The 15,607-nt window shown below is 59.1% G+C and carries 14 protein-coding genes and 1 riboswitch; of the genes, 11 read left to right on the top strand and 3 right to left on the bottom strand.

The genetic code is table 11. The annotated features are described in order from the left end of the window. Window positions 1-32 precede the first annotated feature (32 nt). On the bottom strand, window positions 33-902 hold the full coding sequence (locus J7400_RS08385) for a hypothetical protein (RefSeq protein WP_209061862.1): 870 nt from the start codon (window positions 900-902) through the stop codon (window positions 33-35). 143 nt (window positions 903-1,045) lie between these two features. On the opposite strand from J7400_RS08385, the gene miaB reads away from it, so the two are divergent. The 11 genes from miaB (at window position 1,046) to aroA (ending at window position 12,374) form a co-directional block, all read left to right on the top strand. Further along, complete coding sequence (gene miaB, locus J7400_RS08380) at window positions 1,046-2,386, top strand: tRNA (N6-isopentenyl adenosine(37)-C2)-methylthiotransferase MiaB (protein WP_209061860.1); 1,341 nt, start codon at window positions 1,046-1,048, stop codon at window positions 2,384-2,386. Between the two features lie 270 nt (window positions 2,387-2,656). Further along, window positions 2,657-3,196 (top strand): OmpA family protein, encoded by a 540-nt coding sequence (locus tag J7400_RS08375; protein ID WP_247738675.1) that lies wholly within the window; start codon window positions 2,657-2,659, stop codon window positions 3,194-3,196. 11 nt (window positions 3,197-3,207) lie between these two features. Then, complete coding sequence (locus tag J7400_RS08370) at window positions 3,208-3,507, top strand: hypothetical protein (protein WP_209061849.1); 300 nt, start codon at window positions 3,208-3,210, stop codon at window positions 3,505-3,507. A gap of 246 nt (window positions 3,508-3,753) precedes the next feature. After that, window positions 3,754-4,794 carry a PhoH family protein gene (locus J7400_RS08365; protein WP_209061847.1) on the top strand — a complete coding sequence of 347 codons (1,041 nt, stop codon included), beginning with the start codon at window positions 3,754-3,756 and terminating at the stop codon, window positions 4,792-4,794. Between the two features lie 64 nt (window positions 4,795-4,858). Continuing rightward, window positions 4,859-5,365 carry an rRNA maturation RNase YbeY gene (gene ybeY / locus J7400_RS08360; RefSeq protein WP_209061845.1) on the top strand — a complete coding sequence of 169 codons (507 nt, stop codon included), beginning with the start codon at window positions 4,859-4,861 and terminating at the stop codon, window positions 5,363-5,365. A 54-nt stretch (window positions 5,366-5,419) separates the two neighbouring features. After that, window positions 5,420-6,316, top strand: coding sequence for a hemolysin family protein (locus J7400_RS08355; RefSeq protein WP_209061837.1), 897 nt, complete (start codon window positions 5,420-5,422; stop codon window positions 6,314-6,316). Further along, window positions 6,309-7,823, top strand: coding sequence for an apolipoprotein N-acyltransferase (gene lnt, locus J7400_RS08350; RefSeq protein WP_209061835.1), 1,515 nt, complete (start codon window positions 6,309-6,311; stop codon window positions 7,821-7,823). Before J7400_RS08355 ends, lnt begins: the two co-directional genes overlap by 8 nt. A gap of 35 nt (window positions 7,824-7,858) precedes the next feature. Beyond that, window positions 7,859-7,908: riboswitch (SAM-SAH riboswitch) on the top strand. 4 nt (window positions 7,909-7,912) lie between these two features. Further along, window positions 7,913-9,094, top strand: a complete 1,182-nt coding sequence (gene metK, locus J7400_RS08345) for a methionine adenosyltransferase (RefSeq protein WP_209061833.1) — start codon at window positions 7,913-7,915, stop codon at window positions 9,092-9,094. Between the two features lie 110 nt (window positions 9,095-9,204). Continuing rightward, window positions 9,205-10,119, top strand: coding sequence for a bile acid:sodium symporter (locus J7400_RS08340; RefSeq protein ID WP_348540143.1), 915 nt, complete (start codon window positions 9,205-9,207; stop codon window positions 10,117-10,119). Window positions 10,120-10,174: 55 nt separating this feature from the next. Continuing rightward, the gene (gene trmB, locus J7400_RS08335) at window positions 10,175-10,900 is read left to right on the top strand and encodes a tRNA (guanosine(46)-N7)-methyltransferase TrmB (protein ID WP_209061829.1); all 726 of its coding nucleotides are present in this window, start codon (window positions 10,175-10,177) and stop codon (window positions 10,898-10,900) included. A 127-nt stretch (window positions 10,901-11,027) separates the two neighbouring features. After that, window positions 11,028-12,374, top strand: a complete 1,347-nt coding sequence (gene aroA / locus J7400_RS08330; RefSeq protein ID WP_209061827.1) for a 3-phosphoshikimate 1-carboxyvinyltransferase — start codon at window positions 11,028-11,030, stop codon at window positions 12,372-12,374. Between the two features lie 114 nt (window positions 12,375-12,488). Here the strand turns inward: aroA and J7400_RS08325 are convergent, their stop codons facing one another. Further along, window positions 12,489-12,887 (bottom strand): response regulator, encoded by a 399-nt coding sequence (locus tag J7400_RS08325; protein WP_209061825.1) that lies wholly within the window; start codon window positions 12,885-12,887, stop codon window positions 12,489-12,491. 1 nt (window position 12,888) lies between these two features. After that, window positions 12,889-15,543 (bottom strand): transporter substrate-binding domain-containing protein, encoded by a 2,655-nt coding sequence (locus J7400_RS08320; protein WP_209061823.1) that lies wholly within the window; start codon window positions 15,541-15,543, stop codon window positions 12,889-12,891. Window positions 15,544-15,607 lie beyond the last annotated feature (64 nt).

The following is a 15,607-nucleotide window of genomic DNA, read 5'->3' as shown; positions in this document are numbered from 1 at the left end:
CAGGGCCCCCAAAGCCCCAAAGAGTCAGGCCCTTAGAACCACTGCCCCGGTTCCATCAGGCCGAGGTCGAGCAATTGGCGGGAGTGCCACTCAAAGCGCACGGAGTTGTGCCAGCTGAACTGTTGAATGTCGAAAGTTGAACCGGGGTTGGACTTCAGCGCCTTGGCGGTGCGGAACGAGCAGACGGCGGCGGTCAGGTTGTTGTGCCAGGGGCAGGCGTAGGTGTTGTATTCCTGATCGTTGAAGGTGAAATCCTCGTTCAGGGTCAGGTCCGGCTTGCTGCGGAAGATCGAAATTCGGTCGATTTTGCGGCGGTTGGCGGGGATGTGCTCCTCAAAGCGCCAGCGCAGGCCGCCAAAGAAATCGAGTTGCCGCTCTCTGGGGTGATTGTGGTTGTCCGCGTCCAGCCGTGCCAGCGCATAATATCCGGAGCGGTCCAGCTGTGCGGTGTCCAGCGCCACGGCATTTGGTGTCTGGTAGAGGTCGGCGGCGTAGAGATCGATCACATAGGTGAGCATCGCGTCGCGGCGTTCCTCGGTGTGAAAAGTCAGCATTTCGCCAATGCCGCGTGTCTCACAGAAGGGGAAGAACAGATATTCGGCGTTAAAGCAGTAGTAGATCCAGATGTCTGGCGCGGCCTTGGTGATCGCATTGACCGTCTCGCGCATCGGCGGGCCGGAGGGCCTGTCCATGGTCACGCGCTGACAGCAGTCCACGAGATCCGCTGCCATCTCAAAAGACGCGGGCATGAAGGCGATGACGGCTTTGAAACCGAGCGACAGATGGTGGCGCAGGGTGCTGTCCACCTCCACGTCATCTTCGGCAAAGATCAGCGCCACCGGTCCCTTGGCGAGATGCTCTTGGCCGGTTTGCAGGAACTGCTCCAGCGAGTCGTATGTCATACGCTGCCCCACATGCGATTTTTGCCCGTTCTTTCATACTCTTGTTCCCGTCAAAATCAGGTAAAAGCCTCCGCATTGCAAGCACCCCTCATTTTGATGTAGGGAAACGCCTTGAAACCGCGAGACGCGACAGGATGTGAGCCATGGCCGAGAACACTGCAGCTGAGAAAAAGAAGCTCTTCATCAAGACCTACGGGTGTCAGATGAATGTTTATGACAGCGAGCGGATGGCCGAAGCCATGGGCGGCGCTGGCTATGAGACCACCGACAGTGCGGATGATGCGGATATGATCCTGCTCAACACCTGTCACATCCGGGAAAAGGCGGCCGAGAAGGTCTATTCCGAGTTGGGCCGCTTCAAGGGGCTGAAGGCGGAAAAGCCCAACCTGAAGATCGGCGTGGCGGGCTGTGTGGCCCAGGCTGAGGGCGAAGAGATCATGCGCCGCCAGCCGTTGGTGGATCTGGTTGTGGGGCCGCAGGCCTATCACCGCCTGCCGGAGATGGAGGCCAAAACCCAAGAGGGGGTGAAGGCGCTCGACACCGATTTCCCGGAAGAAGACAAATTCGAAAAGCTCAAAGGCCGCTCCAAAGCCAAGCGCGCGCCCACCGCATTTTTGACCGTGCAGGAAGGCTGCGACAAATTCTGTGCCTTCTGCGTGGTGCCTTACACCCGTGGGGCCGAAGTGAGCCGCCCGGTGGATCGCGTGCTGACCGAGGCGCGTGATCTGGTGGAGCGCGGCGTGCGTGAGATCACCCTGCTGGGGCAGAATGTGAATGCCTATCACGGTGCATATGGCGGCGGCGATATGACCCTCGCGGGGCTGATCTGGGAGCTCGATAAGATCGACGGGCTGGAGCGCATCCGCTTTACCACTTCTCACCCCAACGACATGATGGATGACCTGATCGAGGCCCATGGCACCTGCGAAAAGCTGATGCCTTACCTGCACTTACCGGTGCAATCGGGCTCCAACAAGATCCTCAAACGCATGAACCGCAGCCATGACCGTGACAGCTATTTGCGGCTGATCGAGCGCATCCGCGCGGCGCGGCCCGACCTGCTTTTGTCCGGTGATTTTATCGTGGGCTTCCCGGAGGAGACCGAAGAGGATTTTCAGGACACCCTAGATTTGATCAAAGAGGTCAAATACGGGCAGGCCTACAGCTTCAAATACTCCACACGTCCGGGCACTCCGGCGGCGGAGCGTCCGCTGGTGGATGAGGCTGAGGCCAATGACCGCCTGCAACGCCTGCAGGCCCTGCTTGGCACCCAGCAGCGCGAAATTCAGGACAGCATGGTGGGGCGCGAAGTGAGCGTGCTTTATGAAAAGCCCGGTCGCCTTGAAGGGCAGATGGTGGGCAAGTCCGACTATCTGCACGCGGTCTATGTGCAGGACCCCAAAGGCCGGGTCGGGGACATCAAACGTGTGAGAATCGTTGAGAGCAGTGCGAATTCGCTTGGTGCGGTGTTGCTGAGCGATTGATCGCACTCTGGAAACATTTCTATACACGGTAAAATATTGGTCACGGCGTCTCATATCGGGTGGGGCGCCGTCGTCACATTCTGACCATAATTTTGTGATCTGCGTGCGAAAATGCTGCATTTTTTCTTCACTTAGGGGGCTTTTCACGGCATCTTAAGTTAATTGTGAAAGCCTTGATTTAGAACGTGTTTCAACTGAACCGGGGCCTTCGGGGGATATGGAGAGGTAATCGCAGTGGCGAAAAATTCCAAAAATATGGCGCGGGCAATTATGACAAGCGCGGCAGCTGCCTGTGTTGCGCTTGTGTCTATTGCTGAACCCGCCGCCGCGCAGAACCAGCGCACCGTCTTGGGGCAGCGTTATGTGCCCACCGTCTGGGTTGATCCGGATGGCTGTGAGCACTGGGTGATGGACGATGGCGTTGAAGGCTACATGACCCCCCACGTGAACCGTCAGGGCATTCCGGTCTGCCGCCGGGGCAATGTCTGTGGCGTGATGAACTCTGACCAGTTCTTTGCCACCGACAAACATTACATCAACGCGGCCAATCGGCAGCGTCTGGCGGAATTCTTCCAGAATGCGACCGCTTCCGCCTTTATCATCACCGGCCACACCGACAGCCGGGCGAGCGATTCCTACAACATGCGCCTGAGCTACAACCGCGCCAATGCGGTGGCCAAAGTGGCCCGTCAGAGCGGTGTGCGCGTTGCGGATGTGCGCGGTTATGGCGAGCGCCAGCCCCGTGCCACCAACAGCACTTCGGCGGGTCAGGCGGAAAACCGTCGCGTCGAAATCATCTGCCTGCGCTAAGGGGAGCGAATATGAAACTGATCAAAGGTGTTCTCCTTCTTGGGCTGGCCGCGAGTGTGTCTGCCTGTGTGGAGCCAAAAATTGACAAGACCGTGGACAATGGCCGCGACTCCGGCCACCTGAGCAACCTTGTTGCCGGTGTCTGGGTGGATCCAAACGGCTGTGACCACTGGATCATTGATGACGGTGTGGAGGGCTATCTGTCCCAGCGTCTTGACCCCTATGGCAAGCCGGTCTGCTCCGGTGCAGCCCCTCCCGGCGTGGCAACCGGACCCTATAAAGAAGGCTCCGGCTTTGGCGATTGGATCTGATCGCTGCAAGCTGACATGATGAAATGGAGCGCCGTCTGCGGATTGCAGGCGGCGTTTTCTTTTTGCGCGAGGGGGTTGGTACCCGCGCTGGCAGGTGGCGGCAGAGCGAGGTGAGCCGGATGCGTTTGGGATTTCAGCGCCTGTGCTGAAATTTGCCTGCGTCATGGAAAATTCATTGGCCTGCGCTTGCACGTGGCCGCGCAACTTGGCACGATAAAGACAGACCCTTCGCTACAGGAGATGTGATTGCCCACCGGCACCAAGTCCCAACCGCCCGCCGCCACCGCACCCAAGCCAACTTCGGTGGAGTTCCCAGACAACCGTTTGTTGATCGAACTCTGCGGTGAATATGATCGCAATCTCGCAGACATTGAGCAAAAGCTTGGGGTGCAGATCCTGCGCCGGGGCAATCAGCTTGATATTCATGGCGAAGAACCTGCTCAGGCGGAGGCCGTTGAGGTGCTGACCGGGCTTTACACGCGTCTTGAGAGCGGAAAATCCGTGGATCCCGGCGATATTGACCGCGAGATTCGCATGGGGCCTTCTGAGGCGGAAACCGGCGCGCGCGATGGTGATCAGCTGGAGATGTTCAAAGGCGGCCCGGTCGAGATCAAGACCCGCAAAAAGCTGATCGAGCCGCGCACAGACGCACAAAAAGCCTATGTGCTGTCGCTGTTTAACAACGAGCTGGCCTTTGGCATCGGTCCTGCGGGCACCGGCAAAACCTATCTCGCCGTGGCTGTCGGTGTGAGCATGTTTATCTCCGGTCAGGTGGACCGGATCATCCTGTCCCGCCCGGCGGTGGAGGCCGGTGAAAAGCTTGGCTATTTGCCCGGTGACATGAAGGACAAGGTCGATCCTTACATGCAGCCGCTTTATGATGCGCTGAATGATTTTCTGCCCGGCAAGCAGCTCGCCAAGTTGATCGAGGAAAAGAAGATCGAGATCGCGCCGCTGGCGTTTATGCGCGGGCGCACGCTGTCTAATGCTTTTGTGGTGCTCGATGAGGCGCAGAACGCCACCACTATGCAAATGAAGATGTTCCTCACCCGCCTGGGCGAAGGCTCGCGTATGGTGATCACCGGCGACCGCAGCCAGATTGACCTGCCGCGCGGCGTGCCGTCTGGCCTGAAAGATGCCGAGCGTCTGCTCAAAGGCATTCCCAACATCAGCTTCAACTATTTCACGGCTGACGACGTGGTGCGCCATCCGCTGGTCGCGGCCATCATCAAGGCCTATGACGCCGATGCGGTGCGCGCTTTGGCGGAAAAAGAAAAGAAAGCATGAGCGTTTCTCATTCTGAAAATATCCACGGGGGTGCGGGGGCAGTCAGCCCCCGTGCGACGCCTGCATGCTGACCGACACGATCCTGGAAGATCCGCGGTGGGACACGCTCGATTTTGAAACCCTTGCCGAAACCGCCGCGCAGGCGACCTTGGCGCATCTTGCGCTCAAGGCGGAGGATTTCGAAATTGCGGTGCTGGCCTGTGATGACGCGCGCATTGCGGTTTTGAACGCGGATTTTCGCGATAAGGACAAAGCCACCAATGTGCTGAGCTGGCCAAGTGAGGAACGCGGCGCAGAAGATGACGGCGCAGATCCGCTGCCACCGGAACAGAGCCTGCCGGGCATGCCGGAGGAGCTTGGCGACATCGCGATTTCCTATGACACCTGCCTGAAAGAGGCGGATGCGTCGGGCAAATCGCTGGCCGATCACTGCACACATCTTGTGGTTCATGGCGTGTTACATCTTTTGGGCTATGATCACATTCGTGACAAAGATGCCACTTTGATGGAAGGTCACGAGGTGGCCATACTTGGCAAACTGGGTCTGGCGGACCCATATGACGACACTTAAGGGGCGCAAAGCCTCCAGACACAGACCAATGACACCGATCATCGGAAAGGACAGATGGGCGACAGTATAGACGGGTCTTCTAACGCAGCGCCCCGCGCGCAGCCGGAAGGCCAGAGAACCGCGTCAAAAGGCTGGCTTGGCCGCCTCTTTGGCTCAAATGACACCGCAGAACCTGGTGCAGAGCGCCCGGTCGCCCCCTTGGCACCTGCTGGGCAGGTGCATGGCATGGTCAACCTGCGCCGCATGCGCGTTGAGGATGTGGCCGTTCCCAAGGCAGATATCATCGCGGTGCCGAACACCATCACCAAGGCCGAGTTGGTGCAGCTGTTTCGCGACAGCGGCCTGACGCGCCTGCCGGTCTATGACAACACGCTGGACACGCCGGTGGGCTTTGTCCACCTGAAGGATTTTGCGTTGCGCCACGGCTTTAACGGCAATGGCGACGGCGATTTTGACGTGACCCGCGTGCTGCGTCCGCTGCTGTTTGTGCCGCCTTCGATGACCATTGGCGTGCTGCTCACCAAGATGCAGACCGAGCGGCGGCACATGGCGCTGGTGATTGATGAATATGGCGGTGTTGATGGTCTGGTGACCATCGAAGACCTGATTGAACAGGTGATTGGCGACATCGAAGACGAACATGACATCGAGGAGGCGGACCTTTTTGTGGAGGAGAAGCCGGGATGTTATCTGGCGCTTGCGAAAACCCCGCTGGAGGATTTTGAGGCTGCCATTGGCCGCTCGCTGACCCACCACGAAGAGGTGGACCGCGAAGAGATCGACACCTTGGGCGGGCTGGTCTTTATGCTGTCTGGTCATGTGCCGGCGCGCGGCGAGGTTGTGGAAAGCCCTGACGGTGTGGAGTTTGAAGTGGTGGACGCGGATCCACGCCGGATCAAACGCCTGAGGGTCTTTGTGCCAAGCCCGTCGGTGGTTGTGCAGGATGGCTGACACCAACAGCTCGGAGGGGCGGCGCGGCTGGCGCGCTGTGCCCTTCCGAATTGCCGCGGGCGGCGCCATACTTGGCTCCATGGCCGGGCTGGGCCATCCACCGTTTGATCTGTGGTGGGCAACCCTTCTGGCCTTCGCGGCGGTCTTTTACCTGCTGCATGAAGTGCAGCGCGGACGGGAGACCGTCTGGCTCGGTCTGGGGTTTGGCACCGGTTACTTCGCCATGTCCCTGCATTGGATTGTCGAGCCGTTTTTTGTCGACCCATTGCGCCACGGCTGGATGGCCCCTTTTGCCATTGTCTTTATGGCGGTGGGCTTGAGCCTGTTCTGGAGTGCGGCCTTTTGGCTGGCCAAGCGGTTGCATCCTTCGGGCTGGCCGGTTGTGCTGACACTGACCGGGGCGGAGCTGTTGCGAGCCTATGTGTTGACGGGCTTTCCTTGGGGAATGCCGTCTTATGCGCTGGTGGATCGGCTGGCAGGGCAGGGCGCGGCCTTTGTGGGGCCGCATGGGCTGAACCCCATGTTGTTTGCTGTGAGCTTGGCACTGGGGCTGGCGGCGGTGGCAACACGCGGGCGTCTGCCGTTGGCGGCGCTGGGCGTGAGCGGCGCGGTGGCCTTGGCCTGGCCGATGGCTCCAGCAGAGCCTGAGGCACAACCGGAGCAGCCTGTGGTGCGTCTTGTGCAGCCCAATGCCCCGCAGCATCAGAAATGGGATCCGGAATACACCGGCCTTTTCTTTGAACGGCTGGTGCGCGCCACCGCAGCGGGAGAGAAGCGGCCCGATCTTATCGTCTGGCCGGAAACAGCGGTGCCGGTTCTTTTGAATTACGCTGAGGAGACGCTGCAGATCATCAGCCGGTCCGCAGCAGGTGTGCCGGTTGTGCTGGGCATCAATCGTTTTGAAGGCACGCGCATCCACAACGCCGCGATCTTGCTGGATGGCGATGGTGAGGTTGCCGCCACCTACGACAAACATCACCTTGTGCCTTTTGGAGAATATATCCCGCTTGGCAATCTGATGGCGCGCATTGGCATCACCGGTTTTGCAAGTCGCAGCGGGGACGGGTTCTCGCCGGGGCCGGGGCCTGCGCTGATGGATCTGGGAACGCTGGGCAAGGCGCTGATGCTGATCTGCTATGAGGCCGTCTTTCCGCAGGATGTATTTAACGCACCGGAGCGCCCCTCGTTCATTCTGCATCTGACCAATGATGCGTGGTTTGGCTCTTTCTCAGGCCCGTTTCAGCATCTCGCGCAGGCACGGATGCGGGCGATTGAAAGCGGCTTGCCGGTGCTGCGCGCGGCCAACACGGGTGTGAGCGCTGCGATTGATGCGCAGGGGCGCGTTTTGCAGGCGCTGGAGCTCAATACCGAGGGGTATCTGGACGTTGCCTTGCCCGCGCCGCGCCCACGCACGGTTTATGCGCGCACCGGGGATTGGCCGATCATTGCAGTGGTGTTCTTGCTGCTATGCGCGACAAGCTTAACCCTGTGGCGTAAAAGCAATTGACCTGACATTTTTGCTCGGGTAGGGCGGAACTCACTTTGTCGTCACAACGGCTTCCTGACGTGACGATCGACTTTCTAATGGAGCACTTCATGACACGACAGAACTACACGTTTACTTCCGAAAGTGTTTCGGAAGGGCACCCAGACAAGGTCTGTGACCGTATCTCGGACGCCGTACTTGACGCCTTTTTGGCGGAAGAACCGGAGGCCCGAGTGGCCGCAGAGACCTTTGCCACCACCAACCGCGTGGTGATCGGCGGGGAGGTGGGCCTGTCAGATCAGGACAAGCTGCACGACTATATGGGCAAGATCGATGAGATCGCGCGCGCCTGTATCAAGGACATCGGCTATGAGCAGGAGAAATTCCACCATGAGACGGTGGAAATCACCAACCTGCTGCATGAGCAATCCGCCCATATCGCGCAGGGCGTGGATGCGGCTGCGGACAAAGACGAAGGTGCCGGGGATCAGGGCATCATGTTTGGTTATGCCACCACGGAAACCGAAGCGCTGATGCCCGCCCCCATTCAGTATTCCCACGCGATCCTGCGCCGTCTGGCGGAGGTGCGGAAGTCTGGCCAGGAGCCAACTTTGGGCCCGGATGCGAAGTCTCAGCTTTCTGTTGTCTATGAAGGCGGCAAGCCGGTGGGTGTGAGCTCCATCGTGCTCTCAACCCAGCATCTGGATGAGAGCATGACCAGCGCGGATGTGCGCGCCGTGGTCGAACCTTACATTCGCGAAACCCTGCCTGAGGGCTGGATTACGGATGCCACCGCGTGGCACGTGAATCCGACCGGTAAGTTTGTGATCGGTGGCCCGGATGGCGACGCAGGTCTGACAGGCCGCAAGATCATCGTGGACACCTATGGCGGTGCAGCTCCGCACGGCGGCGGTGCTTTCTCTGGGAAAGACCCAACGAAAGTGGACCGCTCGGCCGCCTATGCGGCGCGCTATCTGGCGAAAAACGTGGTGGCCGCGGGCATGGCGGAGCGCTGCACCATCCAGCTGTCTTATGCGATTGGTGTGTCTGAGCCGCTGTCGGTCTATGCTGACACCTTCGGCACCGGTGAGGTCGCCCCGGCGGAGATCGAAAAAGCGATCCGCAACGTGATGAGCCTGACCCCGCGCGGCATTCGAGAGAAGCTGCAGCTCAACAAGCCGATCTATCAGCGCACCGCAGCCTATGGCCACTTTGGCCGCACACCGGATGCGGATGGTGGCTTCAGCTGGGAGCGCACAGATCTGGTGGACGATCTGAAAAAAGCGATCTGAGCACTGCTTTGATCTGAAATTTGAAAGGCCCGCCGGTGATTTCGGCGGGCTTTTTTTGTTGCGCATAAGGTCAGGCAGGGGCCTGTGCATCAGCTCTGCTAAGGAGCGCATTGGTTTTGCCGCGTTTTTGTGCGAGTTTTGCAGAAACGAGGGAGGACAAAGGGATGCTGTTGGAAGTGGCACTGCCGCTGGCGCTGGCCATTATCATGTTTTCGCTAGGCTTTGGGCTGACTTTTGCGGATTTTGGCCGGGTCTTCAGCCTACCGCGCGCGGTTCTGACGGGCATTCTGATGCAGGTGGTGGCCCTGCCGGTGGTGGCCTTTGTGCTGGTCAGCCTCACCAGCCTGCCGCCCGGTCTGGCGCTGGGGGTGATGATCCTCTCGTTCTGCCCCGGGGGCGTGACCTCCAGTATTCTCACCAAGCTCGCGGGCGGGACGGTGGCCCTGTCGATCACGCTCACAGCGGTGGTTAGCTTGTTGTCAGTGCTGACGGTGCCCGCGCTGGTGGGCTGGTCCACCGACTACTTCCTTGGCAGCGCAGCGCCTGACCTCAATGTCACGGCGATTGGCATGAGCATGTTTGTCATCACGGCGGTGCCGGTGATGATTGGTGTGTTGTTGCGCTTTGTCGCGCCTGCTTTTGCTGACCGTCACGAGGGCAAGGTTTCTTTGGTGGCGCTGGTGCTGTTTGTGATCATGGTGGCGGCGGCGCTGGCGGACAATTGGGCGATGTTTGCCGCCAATCTGGGCACGCTCGCGCCGGTCCTGATCGGGCTGAATGCGGTGCTGTTGCTGTTGGGCGTGGTCGTGGCACGGGTGGTTGGCCTGTCCGGTGCGGACGGCCTCTGTATCTCGGTGGAGATGGCGGTGCAAAACGCGACACTTGGCATCACCGTGGCTGGTATGGTGGGCGCGGTGGCAGGCATCCCGGAATATGCGGTGCCCTCGGCGGTTTACGGCATCACGATGTTTGTGGTGACCATACCCGGGGTGTGCCTTTTGCGCCTGATCTTCGGCAAAACTTGACCTTTGGCGCGGCTTTGGGCAAAGGCTGCGCGCAAAGATCGAGGATCACGCTGCCATGTCTGACGACACCAAACCCACCAACCATCCCTCAGGCGCGCCCTGGCGCAACTTCTATGGCCGCTTCAAAGGCAAGGGGCTGCGCCCCAGTCAGGAAGCCTATCTGGATGAGGATCTGGCGGCGCTGTCACCGGGCAAGGTGAGCTGGGAAGAGAACCCGGAGCGCGCGCATATCGATCTGAAGGCGCTGTTTGGCGATAAGGACGTCTGGCTTGAGGTCGGCTTTGGCGGCGGCGAGCATATGGTGCATCAGGCGGTGCAGAACCCCGATGTGGGCATCATCGGCTGTGAGCCTTACATCAACGGGGTGGCCATGTTGCTGGGCAAGATCCGGCAGGCGGGTGCAGACAACATCAAGGTGCATCCCGGGGATGCGCGTGACATGTTTGATGTGCTGCCCGACCAGAGCCTCAGCCGCGCCTTTCTGCTCTATCCTGATCCATGGCCAAAGAAGCGTCACCACCGCCGCCGCTTTGTCACACCTGACCATCTGGAGCCGCTGTCACGCAAGCTCAAGCCCGGCGCGATTTTCCGCGTGGCCACCGACATTGAGGACTACGTGCGCCAGACGCTGGAGCAGGTGCCGCGCCATGGCTTTGAATGGCTGGCGGAAAAGCCCGCAGATTGGCGGGAGCCGTGGGAAGATTGGATTTCCACGCGTTATGAGCAGAAGGCGTTTCGCGAAGGTCGCAAGCCGCATTATCTGACTTTCAGGAAGTTGTGAGGGGGCCAGCCCCCTCAGCCTGCGGCTTCACCCCCGGGATATTTTTTGAATGAGAAAGCCCCACGCATTTACGGGGGGGCTTTGTTGCGCTAACAGCTTTGGCAACTGAACAAAGGATGACGCGCATATGTCCGGCCATGGCACCCCGATCCCGATGACTTCTTCCCCCTGCGGCCCGCTTTCTGGTGAGGCGCATGTGCCCGGTGATAAATCCATCAGCCACCGCAGTCTGATCCTTGGCGCGATGGCGGTGGGGGAGACCAAAATCAGCGGTCTGCTGGAAGGCGAAGACGTGCTGGACACCGGCAAAGCCATGCAGGCCTTTGGCGCAGAGGTGATCAACCACGGCGAGGGCAACTGGTCTGTGCATGGGGTGGGTGTTGGCGGTTTTGGCGAGCCGGACACGGTGATTGACTGTGGTAACTCCGGCACCGGCGTGCGCTTGATCATGGGGGCGATGGCCACCAGCGACATCACGGTGACCTTTACCGGAGATGCGAGCCTCAATGGCCGCCCCATGGCGCGAGTGACCGATCCGATTGCGCTGTTTGGCGCCACCTCAGTGGGCCGCTCCGGCGGGCGTCTGCCCATGACCATTGTGGGCGCGCATGATCCGGTGCCGGTGCGCTATGAGGTGCCGATGCCCTCAGCGCAGGTGAAATCTGCGGTGCTTTTGGCGGGGTTGAACGCGCCCGGGCAAACTGTGGTGATCGAGAAAGAAGCCACACGGGATCACACCGAGCGGATGCTGGCAGGCTTTGGCGCGGAGATTACGGTTGAGGAAACCGATGAGGGCCGCGTGATTACCCTGACCGGTCAGCCGGAGCTGAAGCCGCAGACCATTGTGGTGCCCCGTGATCCAAGCTCGGCGGCGTTTCCCGTCTGTGCCGCGATCATCACGCCGGGCTCTGATGTGCTGGTGCCCAATATCGGCCTGAACCCGACCCGTGCGGGCCTGTTTTATGCGCTGCAATCCATGGGCGCGGATCTGACCTTTGAAAATGAGCGTGAAGAGGGCGGCGAGCCTGTGGCGGATCTGCGCGCGCGGTTCTCACCTGACTTGAAGGGCGCCGAGATTGACCCCCTGCGCGCCGCCAGCATGATTGATGAATACCCTGTGCTGTCGGTGGTGGCGGCCTTTGCCGAAGGCGACACGGTTATGAAAGGCGTGAAGGAACTGCGCGTCAAAGAAAGTGATCGGATTGACGCCATGGCCAAAGGGCTGCGCGCCAATGGCGTTGAGGTGGAAGAAGGCGATGACTGGTGGATTGTCAAAGGGCGTGGCCACGGCAATGTGCCGGGTGGCGCGACCTGTGAGAGCTTTCTGGATCACCGCATTGCCATGAGCTTTATGGTGATGGGCATGGCCACACAGAAGCCAGTGAGCGTGGATGATGGCAGCCCGATTGCCACCTCGTTCCCGATCTTTGAGCCGCTGATGAGTGGGCTGGGTGCCGCAATCACGCGGAGCTGAGGCGCGCGCACTGGCGTTCTACATTCGATAGGACACAAAAGACGGCTCGGGTTTCCTGAGCCGTTTTGCGTTTGGCGTGTCAGCGTGGGGGGCTGAAGGGCGAGCTGCCCCGCGTCAGCTTTCAGGCTCGTTGAGCATATTGTCGATCATGGTGAGATGATCGCTTTTGAGCGGCTTGTTGATATAGCCGCGGACGACCGGGAAAGATTTTGCGCGCTCCATATCGGCCTCAGAAATGGAGGTGGTGAGCATGATCACAGTGGCGCGGGCAAAATCATCGCCGAATTCTTGGCTGGCGGCTTCGAGGAATTCAAAGCCGTTCATGCGGGGCATATTGATGTCGAGCAAAATGGCGTCTGTTGTGATGCCATTTTTGGAGCGCAGGAATTCCAATGCGGTTTCTGGTTCATAAAACTGTTCCAGCGAGCCGACGATCTGCGAGCGCTCCACAATTTTCTGATAAATTTTTTGTTCGACTTTGCTGTCGTCGATCATCATCAGATTGTTGATCATCTTAGCTTTCCTTAATGCGCACCCGGAACTGGCTGCCCTCTCCAAATTCGGACGTCACCTCAATTTTGCCGCCATGGTTCATCGCTATGCGTTGACATATCGCAAGGCCAAGTCCAGAGCCAGCATAGTCTTCTTGCGCATTAAGTCGTGTAAAAGGCGTAAATATCCGCCCCTGAAGCTCACTTCGCATGCCAATACCGTTGTCTGTGACTGTGAAAGCCACTTCGCCGCGTTTAGATGTCTCTGAGGTGATTGAGATTTTTGGGGTGCGGTCGGCGGCGCGGAACTTGATCGCGTTGCTGATGAGGTTTTGCAAAAGCTGCCGCATTTGTGCCGGATGGGCATGAAGCTTGGGCAGCGCAGCGCTCTCGATTTCCGCTCCGCTTTCCATGATGTCGGCTTTGAGGTCATCCAGAACCTCGCTCAAAACCACATCCATATCCACCTCGGAGCGCTTCATTTCGCTGCCGATCGCATTTGTGTATTCCAGCACATCGTCAATGAGCTGCGCCATGCGTTGGTTGGTGGCGGTCAGGTCGTCAAACATCTCCGCATCATCTTCCGACATATGCGGCGCGAGGGCCTCACCCAGTTCAGATATGAGCAGCGAGGTGGTGTTGGTGGGCGCCTTCAGATCGTGGGAGGTGGCATAGGCAAAAGCGCGCAGCTCTGCGTTGGCTGCGCTTGCCAGGCTCACCTGCTGAAGCAGTTTGGCATTGAGATTGCGGATTTCGGTCAGCTGGCGGCGGTCCTCTGAGACATCCGCGTAAGTGAGCAATGTCCCGTCAGCGCCAAGAGGCAGTGTTGTGCGCACATAGGTTTTCCCGTCGGAGAATTTGAACTCATTGGTGCTGTTCAGTTGCAGGCCGTCGTTGGATAGATGCCCCAGAAATTCCGTTTTTGTCCTGCCTTTCAGCGGTACGGTTCCGTTATCAATCAACGTTTCAACAACTTTCTGGAAGTTGTTGCCACGCTTAAGCAGGGCATGTCCGTTTGGCGCGCGGTCTTTGGCAAATTGATTGGCAAATTCGATCGCACCCTGTGGGGATACCAAAACGATGCCGAGCTGTATTTGATCCACCAGCGTTGAGGCGAATTTGCGGCGGGCCTGCGTGGTGCGTTTTTGGCGCCAGCGCGCCCAGGCAATAAAGAGCACCAGAATTGAGGCGGCACCAATGAGCAGCGCGTTTCGGACAAATGTGATGCGGCTGTCTGTCCAGAACACAGGCGTGCCGAAATATTCTTCGCGGATTTGAGTGTCCATGGAGGAGGCGAGATAGCCGGGAATAACCGCGTTAAGGCGTTCCCGGGTTTGTCCCAGACCAAAACGCAGGGCAATGGCGCGGTCGACGCTGTGGATCGGGGTTTCGATTTCGCGGATCTGATCCTGAACGCCGAGGCCGGCTGCGGCCACGGTGATGGCGTGCCTTGGGTACAGGATTGCATCGACCTGTCCAGCCAGAAGGCCATTTAGCAAAGCGTCGGGTCCGTCAAAGATGCGCAGTTCCAGACCTTCATGATTTTCCGCCAGTTGTCGGGCAACGCCAACGGCTTCGACGCCAAGCCGCGAGCCCACCAGGGAATAGAGGTCGGAAATTTGGCGACCTTCGCCAACGCGCGTGAAAACCGCAAAGGAGGCCCGATCAATCGGCGCGGTGAAGTCCATACGCAGGCGGGCTTCTTCGTTGATCGCTGCTTGAGGCAGAAGGTCATAGCGATCCGGCGCTGGACCAAGGGCGAGGCCCTCCTCGTCAATTTCAACAAACTCGATGGCGATCCCAGCGGATTTTGTAAGGTGGCGGATGGTGTCGACGGAAAACCCGGAAAAGGTGCCATCCGGATTGATCATGGAGTAGGGTGGGGCGTGAAACACACCCACTTTCAGCACGTCAGGCTCTAGAGGCGCAACAGAGACCCGGTTTATGTTGCGCAGCTCCTCAAGGGTGCCATCCGCCTCCAATTCGGCGATTGCCTGGTTGATGGCGGGCATGAGGTCTGAGAACTCGCGGCGCAGGGTGATGACACGGTCAAAATTCCGCAGCGGCGGGCCAACCGCAAGGATGCGGTGATCAAGACGGAGCGCATGGGCGTCTGCGAGCGTGACGTTGTCACTGGCAATCAACGCATCGACCGTACCGCGTAGCAGTTCCATGATGGAATTGGTCGAGACCGGAATTTCTACGGGGATGTTGCGCGCAATAAAGGAGGTGCCTTCGGTGCCAACCGAGACACCAGGAACAGCGATCTTAGCATCAGACATCGTGGCCGGGTTGAGGGTTTCCGCGTCTTCGGTGCGGATAAATATCCGCATATGGGTTTGGGCTATTGGGTCTGAAAAGATGTTGTTCTCAGCCAGCACCGGCAGCGCGGCAATGGCCGGCATCAAGTCGATATCGCCCAGAACTTGCGCCCGGATGAGATCTTCTGCGCGGGAGAATTTTCGAAACGCGATCTTGAAGCCGGCACGTGCTGCCACCTCTCGGATGACTTCGGCGCCGAAGCCGCCTGCGCTGCCATCCGGCTCAACGCGAAAGAGGGGGGCAATTTCAGTCCAGCCCACAACCAAAGACGCTTCAGAATGCTGAGCTTTCGTACGTTCTGCCATGCCAAACATCACCGGCAGCGCGAATACAAGGATCGCAAAGTATCTAGTCATAGTCGCTCTCGTAGTGCGCGAGTGTTCTTGGGAGGTTTAGTCTTTCGGCCGTTTCGCGATTTAT

It is taken from the genome of Shimia sp. R9_2 (assembly GCF_017743735.1).
Taxonomy (GTDB): domain Bacteria; phylum Pseudomonadota; class Alphaproteobacteria; order Rhodobacterales; family Rhodobacteraceae; genus Shimia.
Note: the sequence above shows the minus strand (reverse complement) of the source record. Positions and strands in the feature narration are given on the sequence as shown.

What these genes read in the sequence shown, in the direction of transcription:
- J7400_RS08385 (WP_209061862.1), bottom strand. Translation starts at nt 902, where the DNA reads ATGACATACGACTCGCTGGAGCAGTTCCTGCAAACCGGCCAAGAGCAT.
- miaB (WP_209061860.1), top strand. Translation starts at nt 1,046, where the DNA reads ATGGCCGAGAACACTGCAGCTGAGAAAAAGAAGCTCTTCATCAAGACC.
- J7400_RS08375 (WP_247738675.1), top strand. Translation starts at nt 2,657, where the DNA reads ATGACAAGCGCGGCAGCTGCCTGTGTTGCGCTTGTGTCTATTGCTGAA.
- J7400_RS08370 (WP_209061849.1), top strand. Translation starts at nt 3,208, where the DNA reads ATGAAACTGATCAAAGGTGTTCTCCTTCTTGGGCTGGCCGCGAGTGTG.
- ybeY (WP_209061845.1), top strand. Translation starts at nt 4,859, where the DNA reads ATGCTGACCGACACGATCCTGGAAGATCCGCGGTGGGACACGCTCGAT.
- J7400_RS08355 (WP_209061837.1), top strand. Translation starts at nt 5,420, where the DNA reads ATGGGCGACAGTATAGACGGGTCTTCTAACGCAGCGCCCCGCGCGCAG.
- lnt (WP_209061835.1), top strand. Translation starts at nt 6,309, where the DNA reads ATGGCTGACACCAACAGCTCGGAGGGGCGGCGCGGCTGGCGCGCTGTG.
- metK (WP_209061833.1), top strand. Translation starts at nt 7,913, where the DNA reads ATGACACGACAGAACTACACGTTTACTTCCGAAAGTGTTTCGGAAGGG.
- trmB (WP_209061829.1), top strand. Translation starts at nt 10,175, where the DNA reads ATGTCTGACGACACCAAACCCACCAACCATCCCTCAGGCGCGCCCTGG.
- aroA (WP_209061827.1), top strand. Translation starts at nt 11,028, where the DNA reads ATGTCCGGCCATGGCACCCCGATCCCGATGACTTCTTCCCCCTGCGGC.
- J7400_RS08325 (WP_209061825.1), bottom strand. Translation starts at nt 12,887, where the DNA reads ATGATCAACAATCTGATGATGATCGACGACAGCAAAGTCGAACAAAAA.
- J7400_RS08320 (WP_209061823.1), bottom strand. Translation starts at nt 15,543, where the DNA reads ATGACTAGATACTTTGCGATCCTTGTATTCGCGCTGCCGGTGATGTTT.